Raw genomic sequence first — 16,580 nt, forward strand, 5'->3', positions numbered from 1 at the left:
ACCTCGTACGGTTTGAACGCCGTATTGGAATGCTTCAGGTTGTTCGCCAACGCGTAGGCTTTCTTCACATCGGGCTTCGTGTCAACGACAGCCCACTCGCCCTGTCGTCTGAACAGTTGCGCCGCGGCCTCGTTCCACTTGCTCTTCGCCGTACGCTTCGACGGACGCTGGGGCGGTTCTCACCCTTGATGAACCGGATCTTCATCAAGCTCACTTGTCCGACTCCTGAATGCGTGACCACACCGTCTCCATCAACGGCCGGTCGATCTCGTAATACAAGTACGAACTGCCATGCTTCGGCGGTTCGACGCCATGCGCCTTCTTATATGCGGTCGCCAGCTCGTACCCGAACCGGAGCGCGCTTTTCTTCAACGGTTCCACGCCCTTGCTGCGCATGAACGCGCTGATCGTCAACGTGGGAGACTCCACGTTCGGTTTCGCATCCTCGAGCACGGATTCCACGTACAAGTCGATCAGATGATTCGCGCGACGCTCCAACTCGTCCTGCGGGACAATGCCGCGTGCCACGCCCAGCAATCTCATCTGATCGATCGGATTCAGTTTCTCCGCCATCGTCGGCTCCTTACCTATAGAGGTGGTTGTTGGTTGTCCCATGAGCCGGGAGTTGAACGCCTGACCTTGGAGTTTTTTGAAGACTCCCGGCCGGAACCGACTCTGGGGGATTCAGTTATGCGTGTCGTGGGGGAGAGTCGAACTCCCCGCATCCCGCCCAGTCCATTCGGAAAGCTGGGTTGATGCGGCTTATGCCGGCACCACGACCACCACCCGACCGGCGATAACTATGTACAAGGCTGGAACACGAGGGTTCGGCTGGTGTTCCAAACCCGGTCGGGAAACTTCAGTTATGTTCCCCACACAGGGGAGTGGCCGGTCAAGGATTCGAACCTTGAGCGTCCCTTGTCACCGCGAACCACAAACCAACCCGAGAGAAAGGAAGGCAACCGCAATGTGAATGACGAGTCCATTCCGAAAAGAACGATGACAAGGGGTAGCGCGTCCAGACACCCCATGAGGGGTACCGGCCGGGCGGGCTAAACGCCCGCTCGCCTTCCGAGTAGGCTGGTAATCGCCAAACCACAAGCCACACCCGAAAGGAAGAACAGAACATGATCGATATCAGCGAACTTCAGCGAGCCGCAAGCATCATTAGGGGAGACGCAACCTTCCTGCACTCCAGCAACGACGCCGACACGCTGCTGCGGCATATCAAGTCCTCTCTGAACGCCACGGCCAACGCCATCGAAGCCATCGCCACGAACCAGCGCGAGCTTGACGAGCGTCTTGCGAAGCTTGGCCGTTGAACTGCCGATATGGGCGAGTTCCTTGCGGATGCGTTCGACCTGATCGAACCATTGGCCGGTCACGAGCGCATCCGTATCGTTGACGGACGATTGCATCGACCGCATCCGGTCCAGCGTGCGTGCGATCTGGTCCAGTGAATCAGCCTCATTCGGCGGTGTGATCAGAGTGTTCATGTCGATCTCGATTCATGAAAGGAGGTGAAAAGATGAGTTGGATGATTCACTTCAACGGTGAGGACTACGGTCCTGTCGCCAACGACGAGTACAACCGGCTACGCGTCGTCATGAATCGTGTCGCTGCCAGTGGAACTGGATATGTCGGCTGGCCCGACACAAGCGTAGATTCCGTTGATGCTCCCGCCGGTATAGGAGTAAGGGAATTCTTCTGGACTCCCGGTGCGCCCATCAGCTTCACTCATATCGCTGACTGATTCCGCCTTGTCCGCGAGGTCGTTGATCGCTTTCGCGATCTCGCGGGCTTGGCCGGGAATGAGGGGATTGCGTTCCGTTATGAGTGGAATGTGGAGTATGACCCCACCATTGAGCGACACGTTCCCGGTGAAGATCAGTTCGGATGTCTGCCGTTTGATCTTCATCTCATGCCGCCAGTTTCAGTACTCATTGCAGTCCTTTCAAGTACTCGTGTATTTCCGGGCCGACACGTTTGACGACTGGGAGGGTGATGATCGCGCCGTCATCGAACAGTTCGATCTTCACCGGATCGTCTCTGGACAGATACTCTCCGGGAAACTCCGCCATGTTCATCAGTTTTTCCGCGTCTTCCACGCGGTCAAAACGGCTGATCTCTAAATAAGCCATGCCTCATGCCGCCAGTTTCTGGGGAGAAGCAAGACGCTGCTCCTCCTTGCGTTCCGATTCGGCGAGCTCCATCAGCCCGAACATATCCTCGATGCCGAGCGCGGCTCCTATCTTGTCCGCTACGGTCAGGTTCATCGTCGCCTTCCCGTTGAGCATCCGACTCATGAAGTTCTCGGATACCCCAACCGTCTTCGCAAGGGATGCCTGGGTCATCTTTCTGCGGGCCAGTTGCACGGTGATGGCTTTGCTGACAAAGCGCTGGTTTGTAAGCAATCCTCTCGCCTCCTAGTTCATATTTGTGAACTTGTTGATTTACAGAATACCATATATGTGAACTCAGTCAAGTCGGCGACACGCCGTGAAAAGTTCACATATGTGGGATACTATGTACCTATGAGTGATAAACCATCAGGCAACGCCCTTATCGTTGCCGACTATGTAAGAGCAAGAATGGCGGCGCTCAACATAACGCAGGAGGATATAAGGGCAATCCTCGCCGCCAATACCACCCATGACTCGAAGGGCTATGTCCAAGGCAGGGTCAGCGGCAAATACTCGTGGTCCATAACGGAACTCGAGCTGATCGCGGGCAAGCTCAAATGCGGGGACGCCTTCGATCTCGTCGCCAAGGCCAAACGCTGGAAGGCCAAAAGTGAGTTAGACTAGTTCATGCTGCACCTCCTTCGTGGGGGTGGGGCAATGCATGGGGTGCGCCGGTTCTTGGTCGGATGGGCGCACCCTTTCTCATACGCGAAAGGTCGAACACATGTTCGTGGAATGGATGACTGCATCCATTCTTTCAAACGTATGTTCGACCTCATGTGAATGTTATACAACATTCTGGTGATTCCCGCAATCGAACAAGCCACGTCGCCGACTACGTTGCCGGTATAATCGACCATGACCTTGCAACGAAGAGAGATCACAAGGGAGAGAAATATGACCGAACCACAAGGACAGCCGGAGAAGACCGTTGTCAAAAGACCGAAATGGACACGTTCGGCGATCATCAAGGTTGTCGTAGCGATAGTTCTTGCCGCCGCCGTGCTGGCGGTTGCGGGGTTCGCGGCGAAGGATACGTATGTAAAAGTCACAAAACCGGTGGAGTACGTGGGGGCAAAGTGCGCAAGATATACAGACGGGTATCCCAAACCCGATCCTGAGAAAGCGCAAGATTACGAAAATATACTTTATGCAATCACCGACAAAGATCAGGCCAACAAGCTGATCGGGCTTACTCTCGAAACCAATGTGTCAAAGACCCGTAAGCTGTTTGACTGCGTAGCGAAGTACACGGGCATTCCCAAGGACGTTCAACAACAGATGCTGGTCGCAGATAGCGAAGGAGAGTTGACTGCTGGACACTGGCATGTGAAGTGGTATTACATTTCCGGACTATGGGCAGATTTGACAAGGGTTGATTAGTTTCAGAGAGGGCGGGCACCTAGGTGCCCGCCCTCTCTGTTTGTTCGGTTAGAGTCGTGTCTTGACCATGCCGATCACATCGCTGTTGACCTCGCGCATACGCGGGTCGGCGAGCATTTGGTCCACGGTCATCCACATGCAGTCCTTCGAGTCCACATGGAACCGGTCGGCCTTCCACTCCTCCGGCATACGATGGATCGTGGCCTTGTACAGCGTGTAATCGTAGAAGCGCGTCTCCTTATGTTCGGTGGAGTACTTCTCGTGCGATTCCATCGTGACCCGTTCGAGCGTGAAATCCGTCAGGGGGATGTCGAAACCGTTGGACAGGTAGTCGGCGAGCAGTCGCAGGTTCTCCGACTCGTTCTCGTCGGTCGCATGGTTGGGGAAGAAGTCGCAGTCCCAACCGGTGTCATGGTAGAGGAGATACCGGTTGCCATTGTTGATGGCGATGATGCTGCTGCGTATCTCCGTGCGGTCCAAATCGATCAGCTCCCTGTACAGGTCCTCGGCGTTATAGCCTTTACTCCATGTAATGATAGCGGAAACCAGCGCATACAAGGTGACAAGCAGCGCGACAAGCGTGAAACCGAGTTTCCACCAGTAGCCCATGCTCGTGGTCAACGCGGTCAGGATGAGGAACAGGCCCTCCGCGACGGCGACCAGATGCGTCTCCCTGTGCCCGAAGCCGACGTGTTCGCGATGCTGCAGCAGCAGGTCGTGCAATCGCGTCGAGCTGATCCTGAGCATCATGATTGCTCCTTCCATTCGATCTGTTTCAAGTCCAGTTTCTCGCCGATCGTTTCCATGCCGGCCATCAGTTCGTCCAGGGGCACGCGCCGGTAGTATTCCGACATGGCGAGGCTGGAATGGCCGACGATGCGCTGTATCTTGCCGGGGTCCACGCCCATGCTGAACAGCAGGGATATGGCGCTGTTGCGGCATTCATGCCCGTATCGTTTCTCCGGGTTGGGGACTCCGGCCTTTTCCATGAGATTTCTGAAGTCGGCCAGATCGTCCTTGAAATCGATCGGGGAACCATCGGGGTTCCTGAATATAAGCCCGTACGGGTTCGGTTCGTTCTTGGTCGCCTCGAGGTAACGGCGCATGACTTCAGCCAATGGGGGGAATGATCGGAATGACCCTGCCCGTGTGGCTTTTTGGACGGGTCAACGCCAATGCTCCGTCCAATGGCACGATGTCAAAGCCCGGCGGCGTGTCCAGTCTTCCTTCAGGACATTTCAGGCCCCTCATCCACCCGCATGGGTAACGTCCGTCCTTGCCTTTCTTTCCGCAGCCATGGATCGTCTTGACCCGTTCCAGCTTCCAGTTGACGGTGTAATATCCTTCCCAATAATCAAGACCGTCCTTCGACCGTCGTTCGATGGTCAGATCATCCAATGACGCGCCCAATATCTCTCCCGCTCGCATTCCGGACAAGATGCGCCACCATTGCCGGGCACCATTCCGGAGATCGTCGGTCGACTCTCGGAGCATCGTTATTATCTGCTGGTCCGTGAACGCCTGATGGGGGCGCTCCACAAGCTCGTGATCCTTGCCTGTGGGGGTTTCAACCCCAGAGACCGGGTTGGTGGGGATGATCCGGTCGGCCACCGCGCTTTTGCAGATCATGTTCAGCACTATCTTGAAATGCTTCTTCGTGCCGGGGGATATCGGATCGCCGTTCGTCTTGCGCCGCCCATTGATGATGCGGCGTATGGCGGATGGCGTAAGGTCGGCCATCTTGACGCGGGGATAGTTCGCCGACAGATAGTTGATGTCGGTCATGTAACCGCTGCGGGTGCTTGGGTCGATGTGGTCCTTGTGCGACTCGTACCACTCGCTCGCGTAGGCGGGAAGAGTGACGCTCCTGTCGATCACGATGCCCCACTGGTGTTGTTCCTTGAGCGCCTGTTTGATCTTCTGATCGCACTCCTTATAGGTCTTGCCTCTCACCCATTTGTCTCCGACCTTGGCCCGATATCCCGTGTAGGTTTTTACCGTCCCGTCCTTGAGTGTTTTTCGGTGCTCTTCGAGCATTGGGTAGATCGCCCCGTTGCGTGCCCGCCTGACCATAGCCGTCCTCCATTCCGCAATATTCCGCAACTTCCTTTTGGTTCTCAATGATACTTCAATGGTGCCTCATTGGTCTCTAAAACGTTGGAATTCCGCCATTGTTCAACAGTAAACCTTGAGTTCAATTGTACTAAAGTACTACCACCAGTGACCGGCGGCGGACCGGGAATGAACTGAGAGCAATATGCGTGTGGCCTTCCTCCAGACGGGGAAGGCCACACGCATATGAAAAGTGGAACGAACCGGGCGTCACTGCACGTCGGGCACGTTCGCGAACACCTCGTGATGCGCATCGAGCACGTGGATGCGGTCGAGCGGCCAGAACGTGAACACGGCCACGCCCTCCGAGTTACTGATCGGCACCTGGCCGCCGTTCGCGTCGTCCTGATGGGCGCGGCTGTCGGCGCTGCCCGAACGGTTGTCGCCCATCATCCACATCATCCCGTCCTTGACGGTGACGCTGAACGCCTGATCGGACGGATTCACCCCGGACTTGAGGTACGCCGACTCGTCGATCGCCACGCCGTTGACCTTGAGCGGCGCGCCGTCGCCGTCGCAGCTGACCGTATCGCCCGGCAGGCCGATCACACGCTTGATCAGATACTTGCCCTTGCCGGCCGACAGCCAGTTGCCCGGGTCCTTGAACACGACGATGTCGCCGCGCTGCGGCTTGATCACCTTGACCGCCACCACGCGGTCCTTCAACTGTATCGTGTCGAGCATGCTGCCGGACGGGATCACGTACGTGCCCAGCAGGAACATGCGGACCAGCGCGACCACGACCACCGGCACCACGATCCACGGCAGCCAGTCCATCAGACCTTCAGAAGAGGTTTCCGAGGCATTTGCCTGTACGCTGTGCTTCGCCATATCCGTCACTTCCGTTCCCTGCGGCCGCGCGCCCGCGCGACACGATCTGCCATTGCACTGCCCGCCATTATCCCACAGCCGGTCCGCAGGTTCGCTGGGAGCGTCGCGCCGCAGTCCGTACCCGGGCGGGCAAGCGCGGCCGCGGCCGCGACACCGTGACCTCGCACATCCCTGAAATCCCCTAAAATTGGGTATTGACTTTTGCCCCGACTCGGTATATGGACAGGGAAACCTATTTGACATATGCCAGCGGTACTCTGTCCTACGCATTACCTAAAGAACCGTAGGTTGTCAAGACCTGCCGAAAAAGAAATATAGACATGAAGGTGGTTTCGGTGACTTTCCACGCCCCGCTCGATCTGAGCATCCATTCATCACAAGGTCTGTATGACCCCAGTGCCGAACATGACGCCTGCGGCGTCGGCATGGTCACCACGCTCAACAAGCAGCCCGAACGCAAGATCATCGACGACGCCATCGAGGTGCTGGTCAACCTCAACCACCGCGGCGCGGTCGGCGCCGAGGAGAACACCGGCGACGGCGCGGGCATCCTCATGAGCATGCCCGACGAGTTCATGCGCGCCACGGTCGGCGTCGAACTGCCCGAGGCGGGCCATTACGCGGCCGGCATCGCGTTCCTCGACCGCGACATCGCCACCTCCGGCCAGCAGGAGCAGGCCATCGCCAACATCGTGCGCGAGGAGGGCCTCGAAGTCCTCGCGTGGCGCGTCGTGCCGACCAACCCGGACGGCCTCGGCCTGCAGGCCCTCGCCTCCATGCCGAGCTTCAAGACGCTCGTCGTGGCCGACCCCGACGGCAAGCTCGCCGGCATCGACCTCGACCGCAAGACGTTCCGCATCCGCAAGCGCGTCGAACACGAGGTCGGCATCTACTTCGCATCGCTGTCGGCCCGCACCATCACGTACAAGGGCATGCTCACCACGATGCAGCTCACCCCGTTCTTCCCCGACCTGAGCAACCCGCTCATGAAGGCGAAGATCGCGATCGTGCACTCGCGCTTCTCCACCAACACGTTCCCGAGCTGGCCGCTCGCCCAGCCGTTCCGTCTGCTCGCCCACAACGGCGAGATCAACACCATCCAGGGCAACCGCAACTGGCTGTCCGCGCGCGAGGGCCGCCTGAGCTCCGAACTGCTCGGCGAGTTCAAGCCGCTACTGCCGATCACCACGCCCGGCTATTCGGATTCCGGCACATTCGACGAATGCCTCGAACTGCTGCACCTCGCCGGCCGCTCCCTGCCGCACGCGATCTCGATGATGCTGCCGCCGGCCTGGGAGAACAACGACCAGCTCGACCCGGACGTCAAAGCGTTCTACGAGTACAACAACACGCTGATCGAGCCGTGGGACGGCCCGGCCGACATCATCTTCACCGACGGTACGCAGGTCGGCGCGCTGCTCGACCGCAACGGCTTCCGCCCCGGCCGCTGGCAGCTCACCGACGACGGCTATCTCGTGCTCGCCTCCGAGGCGGGCGTGCTGCCCGAGATCGACGACGCGCACGTGGTCGAGAAGGGGCGCCTGGAGCCGGGCAAGATGTTCCTCGTCGACACCGACGAAGGCCGCATCATCCCCGACGAGGAGATCAAGAAGAGCCTCGCCTCGCAGCACCCGTACCGCCAGTGGGTCGAAGGCAACTCGGTCGAGATGAGCGACCTGCCGCAGCGCGAGCACGTGAGCCACTCCGGCCAGTCCGTGCAGCGCCGCCAGCGCGCGTTCGGCTACACCGAGGAGGATCTGAAGCTCCTGCTCGCCCCGATGGCCAACACCGGCAAGGAGCCGCTCGGCTCGATGGGCAACGACAACCCGCTGCCGGTGCTTTCCAAGCGCAGCCGCATGCTGTTCGACTACTTCCACCAGAAGTTCGCGCAGGTCACCAACCCGCCGCTGGACTGGGAACGCGAGGAGATCGTCACCTCGCTCGAATCCGCGATCGGCCCGGAGCCGAACCTGCTCGAGGATTCCGAACTGCACGCCAAGAAGATCCTCATCCCGCTGCCGGTCATCAACTCCGACGAGATGGCCCAACTCAAGCGCCTCGACAAGGCCAAGGTGCTCGGCGGCTACTACCGTCCGTTCGTCGTCAAGGGCCTCTACCAGGTCGCCGGCGGCGGCAAGGCGCTCGAGGAGCGTCTCGAGGAGATCTTCTCCGAAGTCGACGAGGCGATCGCGAACGGCTGCAACTTCATCGTGCTGTCCGACCGCGAGTCGAACCACACGTGGGGCCCGATCCCGTCGCTGCTGCTCACCGCGGCCGTGCAGCACCACCTGCTGCGCCGCCACACCCGCACACAGATCTCGATGGCCGTCGAGGCCGGCGACGTGCGCGAGATCCACCATGTCGCCCTGCTCATCGCCTACGGCGCGGCCTGCGTGAACCCGTACCTCGCGTTCGAGTCCGTCGAGAACCTCGCCCGCACCGGCTACCTCAAGGTCGATGCGCCCACCGCCGTGAAGAACCTCACCAAGGCGCTGTCCATTGGCGTGCTCAAGATCATGGCCAAGATGGGCGTCTCCACGATCATGAGCTACCGCGGCGCACAGCTGTTCGAGGCCGTGGGTCTGAGCAAGGAAACGGTCGACAAGTACTTCACCGGCACCGTCTCCCAGGTCGGCGGCGTCGGCCTCGACGAGATCGCCGAGGAGGTCGCCATCCGCCACCGTGTCGCCTATCCGAACCAGTGGACGGCCACCCCGCACATGAACCTCGAGACCGGCGGCGAATACAAGTGGCGTCGCACCGGCGAGGACCATCTCAACGACCCCGAGGCGATCTTCCTGCTCCAGCAGTCCACCGCACGCGGCGACTACCAGATGTTCAAGAAGTACTCGCACCACATCAACGACACGTCGAACCGCATCATGACCCTGCGCGGCCTGATGAAGTTCAAGCACGACCGCAAGCCGATCGACATCTCCGAGGTCGAGCCGGCCTCCGAGATCGTCAAGCGCTTCTCCACCGGTGCGATGAGCTACGGCTCCATCTCGCAGGAGGCGCACGAGACGCTCGCCATCGCCATGAACACGCTTGGTGCGCGTTCCAACTCCGGTGAGGGCGGCGAATCCGACGACCGCATCGAGGACCCGCTGCGCTACAGCCGCATCAAGCAGATCGCGTCCGCCCGATTCGGCGTGACCTCCGATTACCTCGTGCACGCCACTGACCTGCAGATCAAGCTCGCGCAGGGCGCCAAGCCCGGCGAGGGCGGTCACCTGCCCGGCGCGAAGGTCCCGCCGTGGATCGCCAAGGTCCGTCACGCGACCCCGGGCGTGGAACTCATCTCCCCGCCGCCGCACCACGACATCTACTCGATCGAGGATCTGAAGCAGCTCATCAACGACGCGAAGATGGCGAACCCGAAGGCGCGCATCCACGTCAAGCTCGTCTCCGAGTTCGGCGTCGGCACCATCGCCGCCGGCGTGGCCAAGTGCCATGCCGACGTGGTGCTGATCTCCGGCTACGACGGCGGCACCGGCGCGGCCCCGCTCAACGCGATCCGCCACGCGGGCACCCCGTGGGAGATCGGTCTGTCCGAGACCCAGCAGACGCTGATCCTCAACGGTCTGCGCTCCCGCATCGTCGTGCAGTGCGACGGCGAGCTGAAGACCGGCCGCGACGTGGTCATCGCCGCGCTGCTCGGCGCCGAGGAATTCGGCTTCGCGACCGCCGCTCTGATCGTCGAGGGCTGCGTCATGATGCGCGCCTGCCAGAAGAACACCTGCCCGCAGGGCATCGCCACCCAGGACCCGGAGCTGCGTGCCCGCTTCCGCGGCAAGCCCGAGTCGGTCATCAACTTCTTCATGTACATCGCCGAGGAAGTGCGCGAGATCCTCGCCGAGCTCGGCTTCCGCACGCTCGAGGAGGCCGTCGGCCACGTCGAGTGCCTCGACCAGAACGAGGCCATCAAGCGCTGGAAGGCGGACGGCGTCGACCTGACCAACGTGCTCATGCAGCCCGGCCCGGTCCCCGGCACCATCCTGCACAACACCGAGCCGCAGAACCACGAGCTCGACAAGGCGCTCGACAACAAGCTCATCGAGCTTGCCCAGCCCGCGCTCGAGCACCAGGAACCGGTGACGATCGACCTGCCGATCCGCAACGTGAACCGTACGCTCGGCACGATGGTCGGCTACGAGATCACCCGCCGTTACGGCGCCGCCGGTCTGCCGGACAACACGATCGACATGACGTTCCACGGTGCCGGCGGCCAGTCCATCGGCGCGTTCATCCCGAGCGGCGAGACGATCCGCGTGATCGGCGAGGTCAACGACTACGCCGGCAAGGGCCTGTCGGGCGGCCGCCTGATCGTGCGTCCGAACGACGACGTGACCTTCGACCCGCACGAGAACGTCATCGCAGGCAACGTGACCGGCTTCGGCGCGACCTCCGGCCAGATGTTCGTCGCGGGCCGCGCGGGCGAGCGCTTCGCCGTGCGCAACTCCGGCGCGACGTTCGTCGTCGAAGGCGTGGGCGACCACGGCTGCGAGTACATGACCGGCGGCACCGTCGTCGTGCTCGGCTCCACCGGACGCAACTTCGGCGCCGGCTTCTCGGGCGGCAACGCCTACGTGCTCGACCTCGACATGAACCAGGTCAACCCGGAGGGACGCAAGAACGGCTCGCTGCTGTTCCAGCCGCTCGACGAGACGACCGCGCCGATCGTGCGCGATCTGGTCGAGCAGCACGCCAAGGAGACCGGCTCCGCGTTCGCCAAGGAACTGCTCGAGAACTGGGACGAGAACGTGCTGCGCTTCACCCGCGTGGTGCCCGAACACTTCCTCGCCATGACCGCGGCCATGAAGCAGGCCGAAGAGGACAACATCGATTTCAATGCGCCCGGCGCCTGGGAACAGGTGTACGAGCACGTGATGGAAGGAGCGCGCTGACATGGGAGATCCTCGTGGATTCCTGAAGGTCCGTACCCGCCGAGAACTCGCCGAACGCCCGGTCGCCGAGCGCATCAAGGACTGGCTTGACGTACACGCCGAATCCGGCCTGCAGCCGTGGACCACCGAACAGGCGGCCCGCTGCATGGACTGCGGCACCCCGTTCTGCATGACCGGCTGCCCGCTCGGCAACATCATCCCCGAATTCAACGACCTCGTGCGCCAGGAGAAGTGGGAGGACGCGTACAACCGCCTGTCCACCACCAACAACTTCCCCGAGGTCACCGGCCGCATCTGCCCGGCCCTGTGCGAACAGGCCTGCGTGCTCGGCATCCACCAGCCGCCGACGATGATCAAGAACGACGAGTGCACGATCATCGACCAGGCGTGGGATCTCGACTACGTCAAGCCCCTGCCGCCGCAGAGGCTCACCGACCAGACCGTCGCGGTCGTCGGCTCCGGCCCTGCAGGCCTCGCCTGCGCCCAGCAGCTGACCCGTGCTGGCCACACCGTCGTCGTGTACGAGCGCGACGACGCGATCGGCGGCCTGATGCGCTACGGCATCCCGAACTTCAAGCTCGACAAGCGACTGCTCGACCGCCGCGTCAAGCAGATGGAGGTCGAAGGTACGCGCTTCCGCACCGGCGTGGAGATCGGCAAGGACATCACGTGGGACGATCTGCGCTCCCGCTACGATGCCGTCGTCGTCGCGATCGGCTCGCGTGTGCCGCGCGACATGAAGCTGCCCGGCCGCGAGCTCAAGGGCATCCACTTCGCGATGGACTTCCTGCCCGACGCGACCCGCCGCGTGTACGGTGTCAAGCCGGTCAACGACATCACCGCCAAGGACAAGCACGTCATCGTCATCGGCGGCGGCGACACCGGCTCCGACTGCCTCGGCACGTCCATCCGTCAGGGCGCGAAGGACGTGACCGTGCTGCAGATCATGCCGAAGGAGCCGAGCCAGCGCCCGGACAACCAGCCGTGGCCGACCTTCGCACGCCTGTACCAGAAGACCTCCTCGATGGAGGAGGGCGGCACCTACATGTACAGCACCGATTCGGTCAACTTCATCGGTTCCGAAGAGGAGCAGGCGAAGGTGCACGTCGAGAACTCGACCGCGACCGAAGGCTTCATCGCCGACGAGAACGGCCACGTGACCGGTCTGAAGGTCGTCGACGTGGCGCCCGGCGAGAATGGCCCGTTCACCCGCCAGCCCGGCACCGAGCGCGTGCTGCCCGCCGACCTCGTGCTCATCTCTGTCGGCTTCCTGCACCCGGACACCACGTCGCTGATGGACCAGCTGCCGGTCGAGCTCGACAAGCGCGGTAACGTGGCGCGCAACGACAAGTTCGCCACCTCGCAGGACGGCGTGTTCGTCGCCGGCGACGCCGGTCGCGGCCAGAGCCTTGTCGTGTGGGCCATCTCGGAGGGGCGCGCCTGCGCCGCCGCCGTGGACGAGTACCTGACTGGCTCCACCGAGCTGCCCGCGCCGATCGTCGCCTCCCAGCGTCCGATGATGCTGCCGCGCTGACCGGTTGCGTTGCATCGTCCTCGGTCTTACGAGCGATGATGACATGATCGCCAAGCCCTTCCGTCGACGAGACGGAAGGGCTTTTCACATACCGGGCACGGTTGATTCGCGTGGCGCATGAGCTTGACGGATACCCTAGACATATAGGGAAGGCGGTGCGCGATGAGGCGACGTGAACTTACCGTGATCATTGGTTCGCTGTCCGTCATGGCGATGCTGGCGGCGGGCGGTGCGGCGTTGCACGCGAAGATGACCGATGCGAATCATCATGCGGCTCAGGCCGGGCCATCATCCTCGCGGCATGTGAGCGAACCCGATCATGGCGATCTTGACAGGATCGCCGTGCCGCCGTTTGCAGATGTCCCGACGGAAAATACTGCGGAACTGGTCGATCCGAGCGTGCTCGCCGGACTGAACATGGGCGTGGATGATACGTATCCCGGCGACGCATGGTTCCGCGAAGCAAGTGGCGGGAACACCGTCGACACGTCGGGTGAAGCCGATCATCCGCAGAAACCGGACGATCCCACAGCGACGGATGCGGCGAGCGTCCGCCTCGACGTGCCGTACAGCGTGCAGGAAACCGGATACTGGTGCGTGCCGGCCTCCGTGCAGATGGTGCTGCGGTACCAGGGGATCGACGTCAGCCAAACCGTGCTCGCCGCCGACATGAACGCCAAGCCGCAGACCGGCACCGAATACGTCGACCTGGCACGCGTCGTCAACCGGTACCTGTTCGGCGTCGACGACGCGAACCCGAGCGGCGCCGGCTACCGCGTGCAGACCGTCGGGATAGGGGATACGGACCCCGCCGTGGCGCGCACGTTCGCACAGCGTGCGAAAACGGATATCGACGACGGATATCCGGTCTTCGTCGCCATCGACGTGCACGCGCTCTACCCGTCGTTCGGCCACGCCAACCATATGATCGTCATCACCGGATACGACGCCGACGCCACCGGTGCCGTCACGCACTGGACATACCGCGACCCGTGGTACCGGGTGCAGGACGAAACGGGAAACAACCTGAAAACGGCAACCGCCGGCGCGATGATCGCCGCGCTCATATCCAACGAGGAACCGGCCTATATTTGGTGAGGTGTTGTCTTCTGGCTCCCCTTGTCAGGGGAGTCGTCACGTAGTGACTGAGGGGTAGTCGGAGGACGTCGCATGAAGCGCGGCAAAGCGTGGTGATTCATGAGCGATGCCGATTATAGTGGAGATGATCGGGAACGCGTTGGGGGAGCGTGAACGGAACGATGATGACGAAACGCACGGCCACGCGCGTCCTGTGGTGGGTCGGTCTGATCTGCCAGCTGCCGGTCGCATGGTGCTGGATCGACGACCGGACCGTCTCGAACGTGTTCTCCGGACTGCCGCTGTCCTGCGACCTCACCCAACCCAATTGCGATACCATGACCGGCATATGGCGACTGCTGCTGCTCACCATCGTCGGATATGCGGTCTGGATCGCCGTCGCCATACTGCATATCATCGCGTTAAGTACGCAAGATGTGCCGCAAGGCAACGCGGCAAGGCCGCTTCCTCTGCGCATCGCCGTTGCCGCCGCCACCATCGCCATGCCGCTCATCACCTTGCCGGTCGTCGGCATCATGACGCTCACCGTCATACTCGGCATGGGATGGTGATATCCGGCCCGAAGGAGAACCACGATTGGCGCGGTGGAGCCAATATGGTCTGGTTTCCATGCGGGTTGCTCCGTACCTCACCATGCGAGAGGCTGACTAGAGCAGATGCTCCCGCACGCAGATGCGAATCGCTTCGGCACGTGTATGCACGTTCATCTTCTTGTACGCGTTGTTCATATGCGTTTTGATCGTGCCTTCGCTCATATGCATCACCCGCGCGGTCGCCGCCGTCGTACGCCCCTTGAGATACTCGCGCAGCACTGCGATCTCCGTATCGGTGAGCATCATCCGCTCGAACGCAAGCGTATGCTCCCGCCATTCGAGCATCCTGGGACGGCCGAGAATACGTCCGATCAACTGCACGTACTCCTGCGTATCGGCCTCCTTGCGGATTACCCCGCCCATGCCGGACGCACGGAGTTCTTCGGTCGTATAACCGAGCTGGAACGCGCTCATGCCCAGCACCGCCAATCCCGGATGTTCGGCCAATAGCCGTTCGGTCAATTCCTTGCCATCCATGCCCGGCATACGCAGATCGGTGAGCACCAGATCGGGGCGCATCATCGCGTCCGAGCACAACCGCAGCGCCTCATCCGCGGATTGCACGTTCCACAGCACGCGCAGCGGAGTCGGACGGTCGGCAAACATCGATTCGAGTGCCTTCGACACCAGCGGATCGTTGTCCACGATGCCGATGACGGCGTAATCCTTATCGGCATCCTTGGCATGCATGTCGGTCCTGTTCATCAGCGGTCATCCTCTCCGGTTCTGCACGCATCGGGAATGCAGACGTACACGGTCCATTCTCCATCCTCGGCACTGGCCGACATGCTGCCGTGCACGGAACGCAGCTCGTTGCGCAGCAAGGTCAGTCCGCTGTTGGTCGGCAGCATCGGCAACTGCTTCGGCTCGTTCGTCTGGACACGGCATTGATTGGACGACACGATGGTGACGATCCCGTCGGCGGACACGTCCACGACGAACGCGTATTCGCCGGGCCGCCCATACTTGATGATGTTGCCGCCCAGCTCGTGCACGCACAGATCGACGATGCCGAGAACATCCTCCCGCACCGCGGCAAGGTCGCCGTCGACCTGCGGATTGCCGACGAATCCGCTTTGTCGCAGACGTTGCCCGATCGTCTGCACCGTGCGACGAAGCTGTATCGAGGGATCGACTCGAGGCTCCGGAGCGTAACGTTTCCCATTGAACGGGGCTTGCGGTTCGGCGACCTCAAGTTTCGTTGGTTCGATGATCTGCTGACGGAGCTGCGCGAGACTGGACTCCAACACGGCGATGACATCATCGCTCTGCGCAATGGCGGTGTCGTCTGTGAGCCGATCGCGCAGCGTCTTGCCCTGCGCAATCGCATACACCAGATCGTTGGCCACCGAATCATGCAGAATGTGCAGTATGCGCAACTGCTTGGCTCGGTACCGGGCATGTTCCTCGGCGACGGTTTTCATGCGCTGCGCATCAACGGCATATCCGAGGAACGTTCCGATTGCCCACGCGACTATTAACGGCTGATAACTCAGCATCAGTATGCGCAATTCCTCGTTATGCATGAGTGTGCCTATGGAGGCGAGAAGCTGCATGGCACAGAACACGATCGCCGTGGGAACCGGCTGCTTGACGCTTCTTCCCAAGAGGATCAACGCCAACAGGCATGGCGCGGAAAACAGCCAGTAGATGTTGGCCGTGGGAAGTATATAGGCCATTGCCAGCGACATGAGTACAATGACGATGCTGCATACGTTCGGATTGAGCGGAATCAGCAGCGTGAATATCATCAGCAATGCGTTTTGCATGTGTTCCTGTGAAGTCAATCCGATGCTGTTGATCCAATCCAAACAGAACAGGGCGGCACCCATCCCCGACATCGCTACGTCGACGACATGTATGCGACCGTGAAGACGCCTCATAATAGAGCTACCTTGACAACCGTGACGGGACCACCGGAGATTACGATTCTTGCCCT

17 protein-coding genes are annotated in these 16,580 nt (G+C 61.2%); 6 read left to right on the forward strand and 11 right to left on the reverse strand.

Annotated elements, in window-relative coordinates; translation table 11 throughout:
- Nucleotides 1-210 precede the first annotated feature (210 nt).
- From AC1A0G_RS05205 to AC1A0G_RS05225, 5 genes are all read right to left on the reverse strand, one after another.
- Nucleotides 211-573: a hypothetical protein gene (locus AC1A0G_RS05205; protein WP_476528082.1), complete on the reverse strand. Its 363-nt coding sequence runs from the start codon at nt 571-573 to the stop codon at nt 211-213.
- Nucleotides 574-1,052: 479 nt separating this feature from the next.
- Complete coding sequence (locus AC1A0G_RS05210) at nt 1,053-1,496, reverse strand: hypothetical protein (protein WP_476528084.1); 444 nt, start codon at nt 1,494-1,496, stop codon at nt 1,053-1,055.
- A 98-nt stretch (nt 1,497-1,594) separates the two neighbouring features.
- Nucleotides 1,595-1,918, reverse strand: coding sequence for a hypothetical protein (locus AC1A0G_RS05215; RefSeq protein WP_476528085.1), 324 nt, complete (start codon nt 1,916-1,918; stop codon nt 1,595-1,597).
- 22 nt (nt 1,919-1,940) lie between these two features.
- On the reverse strand, nt 1,941-2,141 hold the full coding sequence (locus tag AC1A0G_RS05220) for a hypothetical protein (RefSeq protein WP_476528087.1): 201 nt from the start codon (nt 2,139-2,141) through the stop codon (nt 1,941-1,943).
- A 3-nt stretch (nt 2,142-2,144) separates the two neighbouring features.
- Nucleotides 2,145-2,414, reverse strand: coding sequence for a helix-turn-helix domain-containing protein (locus AC1A0G_RS05225; protein ID WP_476528089.1), 270 nt, complete (start codon nt 2,412-2,414; stop codon nt 2,145-2,147).
- A gap of 120 nt (nt 2,415-2,534) precedes the next feature.
- Between AC1A0G_RS05225 and AC1A0G_RS05230 the strand changes: the two genes are divergently transcribed.
- Together AC1A0G_RS05230 and AC1A0G_RS05235 are read left to right on the forward strand one after the other, a co-directional pair.
- A complete protein-coding gene (locus tag AC1A0G_RS05230) occupies nt 2,535-2,807 on the forward strand; it encodes a hypothetical protein (protein ID WP_476528091.1) in 273 nt (90 codons plus the stop codon).
- Nucleotides 2,808-3,080: 273 nt separating this feature from the next.
- Nucleotides 3,081-3,566 (forward strand): hypothetical protein, encoded by a 486-nt coding sequence (locus tag AC1A0G_RS05235; RefSeq protein WP_476528094.1) that lies wholly within the window; start codon nt 3,081-3,083, stop codon nt 3,564-3,566.
- Nucleotides 3,567-3,614: 48 nt separating this feature from the next.
- On the opposite strand, the gene AC1A0G_RS05240 is transcribed toward AC1A0G_RS05235, so the two are convergent.
- The 4 genes from AC1A0G_RS05240 to lepB all read right to left on the reverse strand — a co-directional run bounded on the left by AC1A0G_RS05240 (nt 3,615) and on the right by lepB (nt 6,509).
- Nucleotides 3,615-4,316 carry a DUF1206 domain-containing protein gene (locus tag AC1A0G_RS05240; RefSeq protein ID WP_476528096.1) on the reverse strand — a complete coding sequence of 234 codons (702 nt, stop codon included), beginning with the start codon at nt 4,314-4,316 and terminating at the stop codon, nt 3,615-3,617.
- Complete coding sequence (locus AC1A0G_RS05245) at nt 4,313-4,684, reverse strand: tyrosine-type recombinase/integrase (RefSeq protein WP_476528099.1); 372 nt, start codon at nt 4,682-4,684, stop codon at nt 4,313-4,315. The genes AC1A0G_RS05240 and AC1A0G_RS05245 overlap by 4 nt, the downstream gene beginning before the upstream one ends.
- Nucleotides 4,677-5,639: a hypothetical protein gene (locus AC1A0G_RS05250; RefSeq protein WP_476528101.1), complete on the reverse strand. Its 963-nt coding sequence runs from the start codon at nt 5,637-5,639 to the stop codon at nt 4,677-4,679. Before AC1A0G_RS05250 ends, AC1A0G_RS05245 begins: the two co-directional genes overlap by 8 nt.
- Before the next feature lie 249 nt (nt 5,640-5,888).
- Nucleotides 5,889-6,509 carry a signal peptidase I gene (gene lepB / locus AC1A0G_RS05255; protein ID WP_476528102.1) on the reverse strand — a complete coding sequence of 207 codons (621 nt, stop codon included), beginning with the start codon at nt 6,507-6,509 and terminating at the stop codon, nt 5,889-5,891.
- A 335-nt stretch (nt 6,510-6,844) separates the two neighbouring features.
- Here lepB and gltB point away from each other — a divergent pair, with 335 nt between their 5' ends.
- The 4 genes from gltB to AC1A0G_RS05275 all read left to right on the forward strand — a co-directional run bounded on the left by gltB (nt 6,845) and on the right by AC1A0G_RS05275 (nt 14,599).
- On the forward strand, nt 6,845-11,416 hold the full coding sequence (gene gltB / locus AC1A0G_RS05260; protein WP_476528221.1) for a glutamate synthase large subunit: 4,572 nt from the start codon (nt 6,845-6,847) through the stop codon (nt 11,414-11,416).
- A gap of 1 nt (nt 11,417) precedes the next feature.
- Complete coding sequence (locus AC1A0G_RS05265) at nt 11,418-12,950, forward strand: glutamate synthase subunit beta (RefSeq protein WP_476528105.1); 1,533 nt, start codon at nt 11,418-11,420, stop codon at nt 12,948-12,950.
- A 162-nt stretch (nt 12,951-13,112) separates the two neighbouring features.
- Complete coding sequence (locus AC1A0G_RS05270) at nt 13,113-14,048, forward strand: C39 family peptidase (protein ID WP_476528107.1); 936 nt, start codon at nt 13,113-13,115, stop codon at nt 14,046-14,048.
- A 164-nt stretch (nt 14,049-14,212) separates the two neighbouring features.
- A complete protein-coding gene (locus tag AC1A0G_RS05275) occupies nt 14,213-14,599 on the forward strand; it encodes a hypothetical protein (RefSeq protein ID WP_476528109.1) in 387 nt (128 codons plus the stop codon).
- 96 nt (nt 14,600-14,695) lie between these two features.
- On the opposite strand, the gene AC1A0G_RS05280 is transcribed toward AC1A0G_RS05275, so the two are convergent.
- Nucleotides 14,696-15,346 (reverse strand): response regulator, encoded by a 651-nt coding sequence (locus tag AC1A0G_RS05280; protein WP_476528111.1) that lies wholly within the window; start codon nt 15,344-15,346, stop codon nt 14,696-14,698.
- Nucleotides 15,346-16,410 (reverse strand): sensor histidine kinase, encoded by a 1,065-nt coding sequence (locus tag AC1A0G_RS05285; RefSeq protein WP_476528114.1) that lies wholly within the window; start codon nt 16,408-16,410, stop codon nt 15,346-15,348. The genes AC1A0G_RS05280 and AC1A0G_RS05285 overlap by 1 nt, the downstream gene beginning before the upstream one ends.
- Nucleotides 16,411-16,580 lie beyond the last annotated feature (170 nt).

It is taken from the genome of Bifidobacterium sp. LH_230, from assembly GCF_056357555.1.

Excerpts from the sequence above, each read along its gene's own strand:
- AC1A0G_RS05205 (WP_476528082.1), bottom strand. The coding sequence starts at position 573 with ATGGCGGAGAAACTGAATCCGATCGATCAGATGAGATTGCTGGGCGTG.
- AC1A0G_RS05210 (WP_476528084.1), bottom strand. The coding sequence starts at position 1,496 with ATGAACACTCTGATCACACCGCCGAATGAGGCTGATTCACTGGACCAG.
- AC1A0G_RS05215 (WP_476528085.1), bottom strand. The coding sequence starts at position 1,918 with ATGAAGATCAAACGGCAGACATCCGAACTGATCTTCACCGGGAACGTG.
- AC1A0G_RS05220 (WP_476528087.1), bottom strand. The coding sequence starts at position 2,141 with ATGGCTTATTTAGAGATCAGCCGTTTTGACCGCGTGGAAGACGCGGAA.
- AC1A0G_RS05230 (WP_476528091.1), top strand. The coding sequence starts at position 2,535 with ATGAGTGATAAACCATCAGGCAACGCCCTTATCGTTGCCGACTATGTA.
- AC1A0G_RS05235 (WP_476528094.1), top strand. The coding sequence starts at position 3,081 with ATGACCGAACCACAAGGACAGCCGGAGAAGACCGTTGTCAAAAGACCG.
- AC1A0G_RS05240 (WP_476528096.1), bottom strand. The coding sequence starts at position 4,316 with ATGATGCTCAGGATCAGCTCGACGCGATTGCACGACCTGCTGCTGCAG.
- AC1A0G_RS05250 (WP_476528101.1), bottom strand. The coding sequence starts at position 5,639 with ATGGTCAGGCGGGCACGCAACGGGGCGATCTACCCAATGCTCGAAGAG.
- lepB (WP_476528102.1), bottom strand. The coding sequence starts at position 6,509 with ATGGCGAAGCACAGCGTACAGGCAAATGCCTCGGAAACCTCTTCTGAA.
- AC1A0G_RS05265 (WP_476528105.1), top strand. The coding sequence starts at position 11,418 with ATGGGAGATCCTCGTGGATTCCTGAAGGTCCGTACCCGCCGAGAACTC.
- AC1A0G_RS05270 (WP_476528107.1), top strand. The coding sequence starts at position 13,113 with ATGAGGCGACGTGAACTTACCGTGATCATTGGTTCGCTGTCCGTCATG.
- AC1A0G_RS05275 (WP_476528109.1), top strand. The coding sequence starts at position 14,213 with ATGACGAAACGCACGGCCACGCGCGTCCTGTGGTGGGTCGGTCTGATC.
- AC1A0G_RS05280 (WP_476528111.1), bottom strand. The coding sequence starts at position 15,346 with ATGAACAGGACCGACATGCATGCCAAGGATGCCGATAAGGATTACGCC.
- AC1A0G_RS05285 (WP_476528114.1), bottom strand. The coding sequence starts at position 16,410 with ATGCAAAACGCATTGCTGATGATATTCACGCTGCTGATTCCGCTCAAT.